Annotated in this window: 10 protein-coding genes; 6 read left to right on the top strand and 4 right to left on the bottom strand. The window is 63.7% G+C overall.

Annotated features, from left to right (window positions below; all coding sequences use genetic code 11):
• Window positions 1-404: 404 nt before the first annotated feature.
• Complete coding sequence (locus HF916_RS41980) at window positions 405-680, bottom strand: oxidative damage protection protein (protein ID WP_073427523.1); 276 nt, start codon at window positions 678-680, stop codon at window positions 405-407.
• A gap of 55 nt (window positions 681-735) precedes the next feature.
• On the bottom strand, window positions 736-2,124 hold the full coding sequence (argA, locus tag HF916_RS41975) for an amino-acid N-acetyltransferase (protein ID WP_168794553.1): 1,389 nt from the start codon (window positions 2,122-2,124) through the stop codon (window positions 736-738).
• A gap of 23 nt (window positions 2,125-2,147) precedes the next feature.
• Here argA and hrpA point away from each other — a divergent pair, with 23 nt between their 5' ends.
• Window positions 2,148-6,812 carry an ATP-dependent RNA helicase HrpA gene (hrpA, locus tag HF916_RS41970; RefSeq protein ID WP_168794552.1) on the top strand — a complete coding sequence of 1,555 codons (4,665 nt, stop codon included), beginning with the start codon at window positions 2,148-2,150 and terminating at the stop codon, window positions 6,810-6,812.
• A gap of 247 nt (window positions 6,813-7,059) precedes the next feature.
• Here hrpA and HF916_RS41965 read toward each other — a convergent pair whose 3' ends face one another.
• On the bottom strand, window positions 7,060-10,098 hold the full coding sequence (locus HF916_RS41965; RefSeq protein ID WP_168794551.1) for a YadA-like family protein: 3,039 nt from the start codon (window positions 10,096-10,098) through the stop codon (window positions 7,060-7,062).
• Window positions 10,099-10,646: 548 nt separating this feature from the next.
• Here HF916_RS41965 and HF916_RS41960 point away from each other — a divergent pair.
• From HF916_RS41960 to HF916_RS41940, 5 genes are all read left to right on the top strand, one after another.
• On the top strand, window positions 10,647-11,969 hold the full coding sequence (locus tag HF916_RS41960; protein WP_168790234.1) for an IS5 family transposase: 1,323 nt from the start codon (window positions 10,647-10,649) through the stop codon (window positions 11,967-11,969).
• A 199-nt stretch (window positions 11,970-12,168) separates the two neighbouring features.
• On the top strand, window positions 12,169-13,188 hold the full coding sequence (locus tag HF916_RS41955) for a beta-propeller fold lactonase family protein (protein ID WP_168794550.1): 1,020 nt from the start codon (window positions 12,169-12,171) through the stop codon (window positions 13,186-13,188).
• Between the two features lie 59 nt (window positions 13,189-13,247).
• Window positions 13,248-14,246, top strand: a complete 999-nt coding sequence (locus HF916_RS41950; protein ID WP_168794549.1) for a sterol desaturase family protein — start codon at window positions 13,248-13,250, stop codon at window positions 14,244-14,246.
• Window positions 14,247-14,393: 147 nt separating this feature from the next.
• Window positions 14,394-15,227, top strand: a complete 834-nt coding sequence (locus tag HF916_RS41945; protein ID WP_168794548.1) for an EI24 domain-containing protein — start codon at window positions 14,394-14,396, stop codon at window positions 15,225-15,227.
• 32 nt (window positions 15,228-15,259) lie between these two features.
• Window positions 15,260-16,096 (top strand): competence/damage-inducible protein A, encoded by an 837-nt coding sequence (locus tag HF916_RS41940; RefSeq protein WP_168794547.1) that lies wholly within the window; start codon window positions 15,260-15,262, stop codon window positions 16,094-16,096.
• 278 nt (window positions 16,097-16,374) lie between these two features.
• Here the strand turns inward: HF916_RS41940 and HF916_RS41935 are convergent, their stop codons facing one another.
• Window positions 16,375-16,839 (bottom strand): rhodanese-like domain-containing protein, encoded by a 465-nt coding sequence (locus HF916_RS41935; RefSeq protein ID WP_168794546.1) that lies wholly within the window; start codon window positions 16,837-16,839, stop codon window positions 16,375-16,377.
• Between the last annotated feature and the right edge of the window lie 74 nt (window positions 16,840-16,913).

Raw genomic sequence — 16,913 nt, 5'->3', positions numbered from 1 at the left:
GCGAAACGGAGAAACGACCGACAAGCCTTCTTGTATAAAAACTGTTCAATTCGGAACGGCACACGCACTGCGCGCCAGATTGAAGAGAACGTGAATGAAGGTGAGATGCTGTTGGAACGATGCACATGATAGCACGATAACAGAGGATCGTGCAAACCCGGTGTCCGGCGGGGACCTTGGCGGGCACGCTCAATCCCTTGCGGGGCGGGGCATTGGGCGGATCCCGGCGGTCTGGAAAAGGGGCTTAAAACGGCACGGAAATGTACCGTTTGGAGAATTTCCCGGCGATGCTCGCGCCGCGAATTCGGCAGTTTCAGGCCGGTCAACCCGGCCGCACGTCGGCGCGAAAAAAATCCGCGCACCAGGCGCGGATTTCGGTCGTGCAATTTAACGGGCGAACGAGTTTATTCAGCCGACGGCGGCACATAACCCTGCGCCGTGTCCGCGCCTTCGCCGAAGAAGAACTTTTCGGTCTGCTTCATCAGGTATTGGCGTGCGCGCGGATCAGCCATGTTCAGGCGGTTTTCGTTGATCAGCATGGTTTGCTGCTTCAACCAGGCCTGCCAGGCTTCCTTCGAGATGCTTTCGTAGATCCGCTTGCCGAGTTCGCCCGGCAGCGGCGGGAAATCGAGGCCTTCGGCTTCCTTGCCGAGCTTCGCGCATTGAACCATACGAGTCATGCTGTGCTTCTCCTAAATCGGTGTGGGGGTGGGCAGTCGCTATATATAGGGTCGCTCAGAGCTGTTTCATCAGCACGAGCGACTTGCGCTGCCAGTTATAGAGTCGGCGGCGGTCTTCCGGCAGGTCGTCGACCGTGACCTTGACGAAGCCGCGCTTGAGGAACCAGTGTTCGGTACGCGTGGTGAGCACGAAAATGCGCGTCAGCCCGCGCGCCCGCGCGCGTTGCTCGATGCGTTTGAGCAGGCGTTCGCCGTCGCCGGTGCCTTGCGCTTCGGGCGCGACCGTCAGGCACGCCATTTCGCCGATGCGCTCCTGCGTGTACGGATACAGCGCCGCGCAGCCGAACAGCACGCCATCGTGCTCAATCACCGAGAAGTGGTCGATGTCGCGTTCAATCTGGTGACGGCCACGCCGCACCAGCGTGCCGTCTGATTCGAGCGGCTCGATTAGCGCGAGAATGCCGCCGACGTCGTCCGGGGTGGCTTCGCGCAGGCTTTCGAGGTTCTCGTACGAGATCATCGTGCCCACGCCGTCGTGCAGGAACAGTTCGAGCAGCAGGCTGCCGTCGAGCGCGTAGGGGATGATGTGCGCCCGCGCCACGCCGCCGCGGCAGGCGCGAATCGAGTGCTTCAGATAGAAGCCCGCGTCGCCGGTGACTTCACCGCTTTCGTGCAGTTTGTAGGCGTCGTCGAGCGACAGTTCACGCACCAGTTCGGGGCCCTCTTCGCCGGCTTCCATCAGGCCCGGCGTTTCGGTCAGGAACACGATCTTGTCGGCGCGCAGCGCGATCGCCGCGGCGGACGCCACGTCTTCCATAGCGAGATTGAAGGCCTCGCCAGTGGGCGAGAAGCCGAGCGGCGAGAGCAGCACCAGCTTGCGGCTCGCGAGCGAATGGCGGATCGAATCAGCGTCGATCTTGCGCACCACGCCGGTGTGGGCGAAATCGACACCGTCGAGAATACCGACCGGCCGCGCCGTCACGAAGTTGCCCGACACCACGCTGATGTGCGCGTGCGCCATCGGCGTATTCGGCAAGCCCTGGCTGATCGCGGCTTCGATATCGAGGCGCACTTCGCCGGCCGCTTCTTTCGCGGATTCGAGCGCGCGCGCGTCCGTAATCCGCATGCCGTGCGAAAACTCGGACTCCACGCCGTGCAGGCTCATCTGTTCTTCGACCTGCGGGCGCGAGCCGTGCACCAGCACGATCTGGATGCCCATGGCCTGCAACAGCGCGATATCGGACACGAGCGCATTCAGGAGCCCCTGATGCACCACCTCGCCGCCGAACCCGACGACGAACGTCTTGTTGCGGAACGCATGGATGTAAGGGGCGACTGAGCGCATCCAGTCGACGAATTGCGCGTGCTGGGCGAGATTTTCCGTTGCTCCGGCGGGGGCCGGAGCGCTCGCGGGCGCGGGGACGAGGTCGGTTTGGGAATTCATGCGGGGGATTATAATGCGCCCCCATGTCGAATGTACCCAAAAGTCCCGCTGCGGCGAACGAGAATCCGGCGCCGGCCGCCGATCAGGTGAAGGCCGGCGACGCGAAGCGCCGCGATGCGCAGGACGCCGAACGCAACACGCCGCACACGGCGCGCGAGCCGCGGCGCGCCGCGGAAAATGCGCAGGCGTCGGCGCAGAAAAATAATCCGGGCCGCGAGGCGCGCGCTCAGGAAAGTGGCGAGGTGTCGAAACACGCCGTGAGCGGCGAGTCGCAATCGCCTCACGGCAAGGAAGGTCGAGGCTCGGGCCACAACCCGGGGCGTCCGCAGAAGCAGAATGCGCCGCACGGCCAGCAGACGCAGCGAAGCGGCGAGCGGCGTGCTCAGTTCGGGAATGTGCCGGGCGCCAATTTGCAGGAAGGTGGCAATCGTGGCGATCAGCCGCGTCGCGCGTCAGGGCGAGGTGCAGAGCAACCACGTCCCACGCCAGAGCAAGCCGGACAGCAACCCCGCCACGCTTCCGAGCAAGGTAGAGCTTCGCGCCGCGGTCCCAGCGGCGCGCCTGCGCAAAAATCGCCGGCAGCAGGTAACACCGAGCACAGCGCCGGGCGCCACGAGTCGGGCGGCGCGCCTGCGCAAAAATCGCCGGCAGTAAGCAACGCGGAGCGCAGCGCCAACCGCCGCGAACCGCAGCCGCCACGTGAACCACGTCCGCCACGCGCGCCGCGCGTCGTCGAGCCCAATCCGATTCCGCCGATTACTTACCCGGAAGCGCTGCCGGTTTCCGGCCGTCGCGAGGAAATCGCCAAGGCCATCGCCCAAAATCAGGTCGTGATCGTCTGCGGCGAAACCGGCTCCGGTAAAACCACCCAGTTGCCGAAAATCTGCCTCGAACTCGGGCGCGGGCTCGGCGCGGGCGGCTCCGGTCTGATCGGCCACACGCAGCCGCGCCGCATCGCCGCGTCGGCGACGGGCCGCCGCATCGCCGAAGAACTCGGCACGCCGTTCGGCGAAGTGGTCGGCTACAAGGTGCGCTTCACCGACAATCTGTCGCCGGGCGCGTCCGTCAAGCTGATGACGGACGGCATTCTGCTCGCCGAAACGCAAACCGATCCGCTGCTGAAAGCGTATGACACGCTGATCATCGACGAGGCGCACGAGCGCAGCCTGAACATCGACTTTCTGCTCGGCTATCTGAAGGAAATTCTCGTCAAGCGTCCCGATCTGAAGCTGATCGTGACCTCGGCGACGATCGACGCGGATCGTTTCGCGCGCCACTTCGGCAGCGAAGAAAAGCCCGCGCCGGTGATCGAGGTGAGCGGGCGGCTGTATCCGGTCGAGGTGCGCTACCGGCCCGTCGCGGAAGACAGCCCCGCCGTGAAGGCCGCGGAAGGCAACGCGCCTTCCACGCAACGTGGCGACCGGCCGAAATCGCAGCGCGAAACCGATCGCGATCTGATGGACGCGATCGTCGACGCCGTCGACGAACTCTGCCGCGAAGGTCCCGGCGACGTGCTCGTGTTCCTGCCCGGCGAGCGCGAAATCCGCGACGCCGCCGAGGCGCTGCGCAAGCATCATCCGCCGCATACGGAAATTCTGCCGCTGTTCGCGCGTCTTTCGGCGGCCGAACAGGAGCGCGTGTTCCGCACCTCGAACGCGCGCCGCATCGTGCTGGCCACCAACGTCGCCGAAACCTCGCTGACGGTGCCGGGCATTCGCTATGTGGTCGACACCGGCCTCGCGCGTGTGAAGCGCTACTCGTATCGCAACAAGGTCGAGCAGTTGCAGGTGGAATCGATTTCGCAGGCCGCCGCCAATCAGCGGGCCGGGCGTTGCGGCCGCGTCGCCGATGGCATCTGCATTCGTCTCTACGAGGAAAGCGATTATCAGGGCCGCGTGCGCTTTACGGATCCGGAAATTCTGCGTTCGTCGCTGGCGTCGGTGATTCTGCGCATGAAGTCGCTGCATCTGACGGCGATCGAGACGTTCCCGTTCATCGAGCCGCCGCCGGGCCGCGCGATCGCCGACGGCTATCAACTGCTCAACGAACTCGGCGCCGTCGACGACGACAATCAGCTCACGCCGCTCGGCCGCGAACTCGCGCGCCTGCCGCTCGACCCGCGCGTCGGGCGAATGATTCTGGCCGCGCGCGACCAGCAGGCGCTGAAGGAAGTGTTGATCATCGCGAGCGCGTTGTCCGTGCAGGATCCGCGCGACCGGCCGATCGAAGCCCAGGAGCAGGCCGATCAGGCGCATCGCCGTTTCGCTGACGAGCGCTCCGAATTCCTGCAGTGGCTGAAAATCTGGAACTGGTTCGAAGAAGCGATCGCGCACAAGAAGTCGAACAAGCAGTTACACGAAGAGTGCCGCAAGAACTTCCTGTCGCAACTGCGCTTGCGCGAATGGCGCGACGTGCATTCGCAACTGTTGACGGTGGTGCGCGAGCACGGCTGGCGTCTGAACGAAGCGGAAGCGACTTTCGAGCAGATCCATCTCGCGCTGCTGACGGGCCTGCTCGGCAACATCGGCCTCAAAGCCGACGACGAGCCGTATTACCTCGGCGCGCGCGGCATCAAGTTCTATCTGTGGCCGGGCTCGGCGCTGGTGAAGAAAGCCGGCAAGTGGGCGATGGCCGCCGAACTGGTCGAGACGAGCCGGCTGTACGCGCGCTGCATCGCGAAGATCGAGCCGGAGTGGATCGAGAAGATCGGCGAGCATCTGCTAAAGAAGTCGCTCTCCGAGCCGCACTGGGAGAAGCGCGCGGCGCAGGTCTCGGCGTTCGAGCGCGCGGTGCTGTACGGGCTGCCGATCTATCACCGGCGGCGAGTGAGCTTCGGCAAACAGGATCCGGCGCGCGCCCGCGAGCTGTTCATTCGCGGCGCGCTGGTGGAAGGCGAGTTCGATACGAAGCTCGCGTTTTTCGCGCACAACCGCAAGCTGCTCGCCGATATCGAGCAGCTCGAACACAAATCGCGCCGGCAGGACGTGCTGGTCGACGACGAGCTGATTTTCGCCTACTACGATCAGGCGCTGCCGAAGGGCATTTACACCGGCGCGTCGTTCGAGCGCTGGTATCGCGACGAGGTGAAAAAGAGCGGCCAGCCGGAAGACAAACTGCGCCTGCTGTATCTGTCGCGCGACGATTTGATGCGGCACGAAGCCGCCGGCGTGACCACCGACCTGTTCCCGAAACGGATGACCATGGCGGGCGTCGAAATGGCGCTCACCTATCACTTCGAGCCCGGTTCGCCGCGTGACGGCGTGACGCTCGCCGTGCCGCTGTATGCGCTGAATCAGGTCGACGCGCGGCGCTGCGAATGGCTCGTGCCCGGCATGCTGAAAGAGAAGACGCAACTGCTGCTCAAGTCCTTGCCGCAGAAGTTGCGCCGTCATTGCGTGCCGCTGCCGGAGTACGCGGCGGGTTTCGTCGACCGCCACAGCGCTCCGCGCTTCGGCGCGGGCGGTTTGCTCGAGTCGCTGATCGCCGATATTCGCGAGCAGACCCAGGTCGCGATGAAACAGTCCGACTTCAAGCTCGAGACCTTGCCGCCGCATCTGTTCATGAACTTCAAGGTCGTCGACGAGCATGAGCGCCAGCTCGCGATGGGCCGCAATATGTCGCAACTGCGCGCCGAACTCGGCGGCCAGGCGCAGCAGCATTTTCAGAAGATCGCATCGAGCGCGGCCGGGGCGGCGTTGGCGGACGCGGGCGGCGGCGGTGTCGCGACGCCGTCGCAAACGTCAGGCGCGGCCGGTGCAGGCGCGCAGCGAGGCAAGGGCGGTGCTGCCGTGCCAAGTCCGCAGGCTGCGTCGCAAGCCGGCACGCAGGGCACGGCCTTGTATGAAAAACTGACGACCTGGAATTTCGGCAAGCTTCCCGAACTGCTCGAAATCCGTCGTGGCGGGCAGACGTTGTTCGGTTATCCGGCGCTGGTGGATCGCGGCACGCATTGCGACGTCGAAGTATTCGATTCACCCGACGAAGCCGCGCGGATTCATCGCGCGGGATTGCGTCGACTGTTCGCGTTGCAGTTGAAGGAGCCGATCAAGTATCTGGAAAAGAATCTGCCGGGTTTGCGCGAAATGGCGATGCAGTTCATGCCGCGCGGCACGCAGGAAGAGTTGCGCGATCAGCTGATCGACACCGCGCTCGACCGCGCCTGCTTGCAAGACCCGTTGCCTGATGACGACGTCAGTTTCCACACGCGCCGCGACGAAGGCCGCAGCCGCCTGACCTTGCTGGCTCAGGAAATTGCCCGTCTGATCGGGCAGATTCTGGGCGAATACGCGACCGTGGCGAAGAAGCTGGTGCAGGCAAGGTCGTTCACGGCGGCGCATGCTGATCTGCAGAATCAGCTCGACGGACTGATCGGCAAGCGCTTCGTGGTCGACACGCCGTACGCGCAGCTGGCGCATTTTCCGCGCTATCTGAAGGGGATTGCGCTACGCATCGACAAGCTGAAGGCGGACCCCGCGCGCGATGCGCGGCAGTACGCCGAATTCCAGCCGCTGCTGCAGAACTATCAGCGCGCGGTGGCGCAACGCGGCGGCGTGCTGGATCCGCGCTTGTCGGAGTTCCGCTGGTTGTTGGAAGAGTTACGGATCTCGCTGTTCGCGCAGGAGCTGCGTACGCCGATGCCGATTTCGGTGAAGCGGCTTTATAAGGTGTGGGAGTCGATGCAGCGCTGACCGAGACGAGGAGGGGACGCCGTGTGGCTTCCTCGCGTGGGTAGGTTCGGTTACAGATCGTCGTTATAGACCGGCAGCCTTTCGTGGCGAGGTAAAAAAAGCGCGCGGCGCCATGCCTTGTGGGAATGGCGTCGCGCGCAAAAACGGGCGCGGGGCTTGGGTCGAGCTCGCGCTCGTCGCACATGGAAAGTCGATGGACCGGGCTTTTGCTGCGACTCGCTTGGCCCGGTCTGTCCTGCCAGTTTCGTTACCAGTGCATGCCGGCGCCGACCGACGCGCCGAACTGGCCGCGCGAATCCGTGGTGCCTTGCAGCTTGTAGACCCACTTCCCCGTTTCCGAGATTTGCGATACGCCGATGGCCAACGCCGATTGACCTGCGTAGGTGCCGCCGGCCATTGCGACCATGCCGTGACCCGGCAGAATCGCCTGCGGCAAGCCTGCCATTGCCATGGCGGATGCCGTGCCGCCATATCCATCGCGACGGGCCGAGCGGATCTGGTCGTCGGTGTAGCTGTTCGCCTGGCTGACCGCTCCGCCCACGCTTTGCTGCAACTGGTTGACGTTGACCGCGTCGGTGCCTTGCGCGCCGGCTGCGACATTGGTGATCTGGCGTTCCTGGCCTGCAGCGCCAACGGAGACGGTGTTTGCGCGGTCCGCGATCGAGCCTTGCCCCAACGCGACGGAGTTGTTGGCGCTGGCGTTTGCTGCTGCGCCGAGCGCGGTAGCGTTGGCGCCGCTGGCAATGGAGTTCGCGCCGAGTGAGGTGGCGTTCGCGCCGCTGGCCAGTGAGTTCGCGCCGATGGCGACCGCGTTGGTGCCGGTAGCCTGAGCGTTGGCGCCCCCAGCGACGGACTGCGTGCCGGATGACACGGCGCCTTGGGTGTCGCGATTGCCTTCCGCGCTGAAGAACCGATTGCCCGAGTTGACCACGGCGTTGTTGACCGCGCCCGCGATGGCAGCGTTCAACTGATCGACGTTGACCGCATCGGTGCCGTCCACCCCCGCCGCGACGTTGTGGATCGCCGTGCCGCCGTTCGCGGCGTCGCCGCCGAGCGTCACGCTATTCCTGTTGACGCTGCCGCCGGCGTTCTGGTCGTACACGACCGCGCCGTCGAGCTTGGCGGCATTGGCGGCGCCTTGATCGCTCACGGCTTTGAGCTGCGCGACGTTGACGGCGTCGGTGTCGGCGGTGCCGGCCGCGACGTTCGTGATCTGGCGTTCGTTGCCGGCGGAGCCAACGGAGACCGTGTTCGCGCGGTTGGCGATCGAACCTTGGCCCAGGGCGACGGAACCGTCAGCCGATGCGTCCGCGTCGTGGCCTATCGCAATTGAATCGACATTGCTGGCAACGGCGTTGTAACCCATGGCGATGCTGCCGGCCGACGTAGCCGAAGCATATGCGCCGAGCGCGGCGGCGCCCGTTCCCGCTGCGGCGGAAATGGCACCGAGCGCCGTAGCATTGTCGCCCGATGCGGTCGCGAGCACCCCTGTTGCGACAGCATGCGTGCCGCTCGCGACGGCGTCGTCCGTGCCGTCGGCGGCGCCATCGGCCTTGAAGTAGTGCTGCGTGCCGCTTTGCGCAAGCGCGTCGACCTTGCCATCGACCGCACTCAACTGACTCAGGTTGACGGCGTCGGTCGCCGCCGCGCCCGCTGCGACGTTAGTCAGACGACGCTCGTTGCCTGTCGAGCCAACGGACACCTCGCCGAAGGCCTTGGTCGCCTGGACCACGCCGCTCGTGCCGAATTCCTCGCCGGGTTGGTTGAGATTCGCGGTCGTGGTCGAGTTCGCCCCGAGGCCGACACTGTTCGCGGCGGTGACACTGGCGTTGTAGCCAAGCGCCACGCTGTTGGTGCCGGAGACATTCGCGTTGGCGCCGAGCGCCGTCGAGCCGTCGGCGTAAGCGAGCGAGCCGTAGCCGAGCGCGGACGCGTAGGCACCGTACGCGGTCGCGAGGCGACCCAGCGCGGTGCCATTTTGCCAGGCGCGGGCACCCGCGCCGAGGGCCACGGCGTTTGTGTCGTTTGCTAGCGCCGCATTGCCGACGGCGACGCCGTTCAAGCTGCTCGCCGATGCGGCATAGCCGACGGCGATTGCATTCGCTGCCGATGCGCTTGCCTGATAGCCCGTAGCGACAGCGCCGGTTGCCGCTGCGTCGGCGTTGTACCCGATTGCAACGGCCCCGGCACCGGCCGTTTCCGAGTGAGCGCCGCGGCCGAGTGCGACCGAGTTGTCACCGTCCGCCCGGGCGTTGTAGCCAATCGCCGAAGCGCCGGTGACGGTTGCGTGAGCGTCGTCCGGCGTCAGCGAGTCATCGTTGGTCCGGACGTACTTGACACCGCTGCCGTTCTGCTTGATGTAGGCGGTGCGGGTGTCGCCAGCGATGGCGTAGAGCTGGGCGCCATTCACGGCCTCGGTGCTGCTGGCGGATACGGCACCTTGATGCACGTTGGTGATGGTCGTGCCGCCCGTGACGCCGCCGTCCGTGGAGGTGGGACCCGCGAGCGTGGCGCTGTTCGTGTTGACGGTGCCGTTTGCATTGTCGTACGTGACGGCATTGGCCGTAGCGGCGCTAATGGCACCCTTGAGCTGGCTGACGTTGACGGCATCGGTGTCGGCTGCGCCAGCGGCGACGCCGGTGACGGACCGGTTGCCGACGTTGACTTCGCCAGCCGAAGTTTGTGGTGCGGTGAGGCCGTAGGCGGTGTACCCGGTCTGGGCGCCGACGGTCGTGAGTGAACCCGCGCCGAGCGCGACACTGTTGGCGACCGTGGCTGACGCCGCATAACCGATAGCGACCGAGTTGAGGCCGGTGGCTTGCGCGGATGTGCCAACCGCCGTTGCCCCCACTCCGCTGACGAAAGCCTGATTGCCGACCGCGATGCCATAGAGGGCAGTGGGTGCGGTTGTCGCCTGCACGCCCATTGCAATCGATTTGTCGCTGTACGCCTTCGACTGAACGCCGGCTGCGATCGACATGGCGCCCTGCGCATCAGCCTGGAAGCCCGTCGCGATCGCGTAGGGGCCCCCTGCTGTTGCGCCGATACCGATCGCAATCGCTCCCGGGCCTCCCACATAGGGCGCGACATCGCTTCCAGGCGAATCGACGCTCGTGTTTACGAAGAGGGCGGCCCGCGCCGCCGGCGCGCCACCCGCCAGTGCCGCCAGAATCACCACTGCACGCGCGATGGCCTTCTTGCGCGTTGTCTTTGATCTTGCCGTTACCGGCGCCGCCGGCGACATTGCCGTCGCTTCACACCAAACCAGTGGGTTATTGCTATTCATTGTTTTAGAAACTCCGCGGTAGTGCGTGAATGCACGGCACATGAGCACGGGTGTTTGTGTATGGATTCATCGCCCTGATAAATTGCGCAAAAATAAAGAATCTGCGGGCCTTGGTTTTACCAATTAAGCCCTTCGTTCTTTCTTACGTGCGAAACACCCGCGTCACGTCCGTGCATCCATGAAATGAGTGGATGGGGAGGAGGTGGCAGGATTGTCCGGTTTGGCGGCAGCGCGGGAGATCAGTTAAATCTGAAGTGAGTGCGGAAAAATCGCTTTGTGTCGGAGTGTCTCGGTTGATCAATATCTAAGAGGTGTTAAATAAGGAATGTTCAAAATATGTTCTGGTAATTGTTTGTTTAATCTAAGCGTATTCTTGTGGTTATACGCTTTCGGTGAGATCCGACGTTTCAGGCGTGATACTCGTTAGTCGGACCTGAACAACGTTCAAAGCCTCGCGGTATGGGGCTTTGAGCTGGAAATGCGGTTGTGGGAATTGCAGGAACCTGGCATATTAACGCGAGAATCCTGCATTTTTCGACGAGGTGCAGATGGGTCCGAAGACGCCAGTGACGGAGGGAGATTTCTTCCGGCAACCTCTGCGAGAACAGATCAACCTGAAGCATCCATTGGTGCGCCTGACTGACCTGATCAACTGGGAACGGCTGGGTGCATTGATGAGCGAGAGCTTCGTGTCGCACAAGGGTCGACCGGCGAGTTCACCGCGCCTGATTGCGGGGCTGCTGTATTTGCAGCACGCGTTCGATCTGTCCGACGAAGAAGTCGTCTGGCAATGGGTGGAGAACCCGTACTGGCAGGTGTTTACGGGCGAAACGTACCTGCAGACGGAGCCGCCGATCGACCCGTCGAGCCTGACGCGTTGGAGGAAGCGACTGGGCGAAGCCGGCGTTGAGGAGTTGCTGGCCGAGACCATTGAAGCAGCAAAACGTGCTGGCGTGATTAAGGCCGCGAGCGTGAAGCGGGTGATCGTTGACACGACGGTCATGGAGAAGGCGATTTCCCATCCAACCGATTCGCGGCTGCTCGAGCGGTGTCGCGAACATCTGGTGAAGGCCGCAGCGCGGCACGGCCTGAAGCTGCGGCAGAACTACAACCGTGAGGCGCCGCGTCTTGGGTTGCAAATTGGCCGCTACGCTCACGCGAAGCAGTTCAAGCGCATGAGGAAGGCATTGCGCACGCTGCGTTCGCGCGTTGGTCGCGTCATGCGAGATGTTGAGCGGCAGATCGCTCAGGTGGCAGACTCAAGCCGTACTGCGCTGCAGGAGCTGATCGCCAGGACGAAGCGGATTCTGTCGCAGAAGCCGAAGGACAAGAACAAGCTGTACGCGCTGCATGCGCCGGAAGTCGAATGCCTGGCCAAAGGCAAGGCGCGCAAGCCGTACGAATTCGGCGTGAAGGTGTCGATCACGACGACTCACAAGGAAGGACTGGTAGTTGGCATGCGCTCGATGCCTGGCAATCCGTACGATGGTCATACGCTGGCTGAAGCGCTGGAACAGGCAGCAATCCTGTGCAACGCCACGCCGGAAGTCGCCATCGTCGACCGTGGCTACAAGGGCGTCGCCGTCGACGGCGTGAAGATCTACCACCCGGGTTTGCGGCGGGGCATCACACGCGGACTACGTGCGATGATCAGACGGCGCAGCGCAATCGAGCCAGCCATCGGTCACATGAAGACAGACGGAAAACTCGATAGGAACTGGCTCAAAGGCGCGCTCGGAGATGCGATGCACGCGGTACTGTGTGGGGCCGGCCACAACCTCCGCATGATCTTGAGGAGGCTGCGGCTTTTTTGTGTCTTCATTCTCGCGGCTTTCCTTAACCGCTGCATTGCCGCCGACATGATGGCGTGACGTCGGTCGCTCGGGAAACGAATTGTTCAGGGCCGACTCGTTACGGGTGCTTTCGCGATCGCGTGTTGTGTCGATCCGCTCGCTAAGCGGCGGTCGAGGCATTGCGCCCTTGATTTCTCTTGCCCTGACACCGACCTGCGTCAACCGCTGGCCCCGGCAAACGTTCTACAATGATGGTTGTTCTCCGAAGTGAGTTTTCATGCGTAAATTTTTTCTTCCCGGCTTGACTGCTACGGTCGCCGCGGGCGCGGTGCTGGTCGCCGCCACAGGCTTTTTTTCTCCGGCGGCCCACGCCAACAACGTGATCGTGCTCAATTCCGGCGAAGCCACGCTGAGCCTGATCGACGAGGCGACCCGCCAGGTTGTCGGCACGGTGCCCACGGGCAAGGAACCGCATCACCTGATGGCCACGCCGGACAATTCATCGTTGATCGTCGCGAATTCGGTGTCGAACAACCTGATGTTCGTGGATCCGAAATCGGGCCAGGTGCAGCGCTGGGTCGAGAATATCGAAGATCCGTATCAGATTGGGTTTTCGCCTGATCGCAAATGGCTGGTGACCACCGGCCTGCGTCTGGACCGTCTGGACATCTATCACTACGACGGCCAGAAGAACCAGATGACGCTGGCGTCGCGCCTGCCGCTCGCCGTCATGCCGAGCCACATGGCGTTCACGAACGACAGCAAGACGGTATTCGTCACGCTGCAGGTGTCGGGCGAACTGGCCGCGATCGACCTGGCTACGCAAACCGTCAAGTGGAAGATGAAGGTCGGCAAGGTGCCGGCGGGCTTGTGGATGACGCCGGGCGAGAAATATCTGCTGATCGGCATGACCGGCTCGGATTACGTCGCGGTGGTGGATTGGCGCAACCAGAAGATCGTCAAGACGATCCACACCGGCAACGGCGCGCACAACTTCCGTTCGCTGGCTGACGGCAAGCACGTCGCGGTGTCGAACCGCGTGGCGAGCACGATCAGCATCATCGACGAGGACACGCTCACCAACGTCGGCGACATCACCGGTTTGATGCCGGGACCGGACGACATGGAACTTTCCGCCGACAAACGCTATCTGTGGGTTACGTTCCGCTTCGCGAAGCACGTCGGCATCATCGACCTGACAACGCGTAAGCTGATCCAGACGATTGCCGTCGGCCGTTCGCCGCATGGCATCTATTTCTTCAATCGCGCGCCGGTCACGGCGCCGAACGGCGCCTGATGCGAAGGCTCATGCCGCACCACGCGAACCGTCACGGATGAAGTAACCCGACCCGCACCATGTTCCATCTGATTTTTTCTTCCCTCGACAGCTTCGTCTCCGCCGTGCAGACGTTGTTGTACGTCGACGTGGTGCAGCCGCTGCTGTTCCGCTTCAATCTGATGGATTACGACGAAGACACCTACGACAGCCTGTATTGGGTGATCGTGGGTGTCGTCGAAGTGCTGGCCATGTACGCGGTTCTGCGTCCGCTCGAAGCGCTGCGTCCGGTGGAGCAGTGGGAGAGCCGCAAGGCAGTGCGCGTCGACGTGATCTACACGTGGATCGCCAAGCTCGGCATTCTCAACCTGTTCTTTTTCTTCGCGCTGCAGCCGTTCTTCGACAACGTGCAGGCGTGGCTGCGGCTGCACAATATTTCGAATATCGAGTTCGACAACCTGTGGCCCGGCATCACCACGCAGCCGCTCGTCACGTTCGTGATGTATCTGCTGGTGCTCGATTTCGCCGGCTACTGGTATCACCGCTGGGAACACCGGATCGGCGTGTGGTGGGAACTGCACGCGGTGCATCACAGCCAGCAGCAGATGTCGCTGTGGTCCGACGACCGCAATCATCTGCTCGACGATCTGTTGCAAGCCTCGTTCTTCGCGGTGATCGCGCTGGTGATCGGCGTGCCGCCGTCGCAGTTCGTCGTGCTGGTCGCCATCACGAATCTCGCGCAGAGCGTCCAGCACGCGAACATCCGCATGTACTTCGGCTGGCTGGGCGAGCGGCTGCTGGTCAGCCCGACGTTTCATCGCCGGCATCATGCGATCGGCTACGGTCACGAAGGGCTGAAATACGGTTGCAACTTCGGCGTGCTGTTTCCGTGGTGGGACATGCTGTTCCGCAGCGTGTCATGGAGCCGCGAGATGGAGCCGACCGGCATCCGCGATCAACTCGAAGGCCGCCGTTACGGCGACGGCTTCTGGGCGCAACACTGGCTCGCCTTCGTGCGCATCGCCGGGCGTCTTTCGCCGAAGCGCCGCACCGAAAGCAACGACGCCGCCGCCGTTTGAGCGCGCTTCCTCCCACGCCGCCGGTTTCCCCGGCGGCGCGTCACGTGGTTTATCCTATTCACGTTTGCGACCTAACGCGGGGCTGCCCAGCGGGTTCGTCGCACGGTTCGCTCCATTCCATCGTTTCGTTCACCGGCACTGGCTCGCATGAATGATCTGTTGCGCTCGTTCGGACGCGCGCTCGCAAGCGCGCTCCACCCGCGCATGCTCTGGCTGACCTTCATGCCGTTTCTGGCGGCGACGGTCGGGTGGGGCGTGATCCTGTGGTTTTCCTGGCAGACGCTGATCGGCGCAACCCGCACCTGGCTCGAAGGCTGGTCGTTCACGATCACGCTTTATCATCTGTTCGACTGGCTCGGTTTTTCGGCGCTACATGCGGCGATCGCGCCGTTTATCGTGATCGCGATGGCGATTCCGCTGATCGTCGTCACGGTGTTGCTGCTGATCGCCACGCTGTCGATGCCCGCGGTCATCCGCTTCCTGTCGGCGCGGCAATTCCCGAGCCTGGAAATGCGCCGTGGCGGAACGTGGTACGGTAGCCTCGGTCAGGCGTTGTGGACCACGCTGGTGTGTCTGGTGCTGCTGATCGTCACGCTGCCGCTCTGGCTCGTGCCACCGTTCTTCGCGCTGATTCCGCCGCTCCTGTGGGGCTGGCTGACGTATCGTGTGATGAGCTACGACGCGCTCGCGCTGCATGCCACGCGTGAGGAGCGGCGCGCGCTGGTGCGGCGTTTCCGCTTGCCGCTGCTGTTGATCGGCATCGCGAGCGGTTTGCTGGGTTCGCTGCCGACGCTGTTGTGGGCGTCGTCGGTCTGGCTGATCGTGCTGTTTCCGGTGGTCACGGCCGTGACGATCTGGATCTATGCGTTCATCCTCATATTCTCGGCGCTATGGTTCGGCTACTACTGTTTGCGCGCGCTGCAGCGCATGCGCGCGGATGAGCACGGCGGCGTGCGGCATGCGGCGCCGGTTTCCTACTGATGCATGACTGACTAAGCGAAAAAGAGGCGGCAATGGCATTTGGCGTCATCATCATCGGCGATGAAATCCTGTCGGGCAGGCGTATCGACAAGCATCTGCCGAAGGTCATCGAATTGCTGGGCGCGCGTGGACTGTCGCTCGGCTGGGCGGAGTACATCGGCGACGATCCGGAGCGCATCACGGCGACGCTGCGGCGCACGTTTGCTTCGGGCGACATCGTGTTCTCCACGGGCGGCATCGGCGCCACGCCGGACGACCACACGCGCCAATGCGCGGCGGCCGCGCTCGGCGTGCCGCTCGAACTGCACCCGGAGGCCGCGAAGCTGATTCAGGAGCGCATCCGCGACATGTATCCGGCGAACTCGGCCGCGCCGCTCGATCTGGAGTCGCCGGAAAATCGGCATCGCCTGAATATGGGCACGTATCCGCAGGGCGCGTCGATCATTCCGAACGGCTACAACAAGATTCCGGGCTTTTCGATCAATCAGCATCACTTCGTGCCGGGTTTCCCGGTGATGGCGTGGCCGATGATCGAGTGGGTGCTGGATACGCAGTACGCGCATCTGCACCACGCCATGCCGCACGCGGAAAAGTCGCTGCTGGTGTTCGAGTTGCCGGAGTCGCGCGTCACGCCGCTGATGGAAAAAATCGAACGCGATTTTCCGGGCGTGCGGGTCTTTAGTCTGCCGAGCGTGGGCGATGCGGAACGCGGCGGCGTGTACGCGCGGCATCACATCGATCTGGGCGTGAAGGGCGAGCCGGAAGCGGTGGCGGCGGCGTTCGTCAAGTTGCGGGAAGGCGTGCATCTGCTGGGCGGCGATATCGTCGAACCCGAGGCGGCGGCTGCGGCGGCGAAGCCGCGCGGCTGATCCGCGCGACATCCGTTTGATTTGGTTCGGGCGCTGCGGCGCCCATTTTTCATCGAGTTCGTCGCCGATGCTGAGCGCGGCTTCGGCGGATCATCGGCCTGTCACATTCAGCGCTGACGATGTGCCTGTCCTCACGTGCGGGCCTCAAAAAGTTGGCGTTGAACCGGTCTCGAGACGCCGTCGTGACTGCTAGCGAGCAGTCAGCAAGCAGGCCGCGAACGGTAGCGCCCAGCAAGCGCCACCACAGCCGCCAGGCAGCAGTCACGCAATCGCCGCACTTACGCCCCGATCCACGGCAATCCGCGAAAACACCAGCCTGACACCGTCTTCCGATGCCCCTGGCTGTCCTTGTCGCCTTCGAAGCCTTCCAGCAGGTCATACGCCTTGGTGAAGCCGGCTTGCGTGGCGGCGATCGCGGCGAGCTTCGAGCGCGCGGCGCTGCGGCACAGGAACAGCACGGGCGTATCGGGCGTGGCGACCTGCTTCAACTGCGCGAGAAATTCCTGATTCGGCACCGCGCCTGGATAGCGCGTCCATTCCACGTGCCCATACTGTCCGTCGCCGATCACCGGCCGGCCGACCCAATCGAGTTCGGCGCGGGTGCGCACATCGACGAGACGCGTGCGCGGATCGAGTTGCAGCAGTTCGAACGCTTCGGCGGGCGATATCGCGCCCGCGTACGGCAGCTGATTCTCGGTACGGCGCTTGTCCGCGCTTGCGTACAACTGTTCGAGCGTGCTCATGAGCGCAAATCTCCTTCGGACCAAATAACCATTCTAGCGCGCGAAGTGCGGCGCGCACCCGTGGCGCGAGCGGC

Source organism: Paraburkholderia aromaticivorans (assembly GCF_012689525.1).
Classification (GTDB): domain Bacteria; phylum Pseudomonadota; class Gammaproteobacteria; order Burkholderiales; family Burkholderiaceae; genus Paraburkholderia; species Paraburkholderia aromaticivorans_A.
This window is presented reverse-complemented; position numbering and strand designations above follow the sequence as displayed.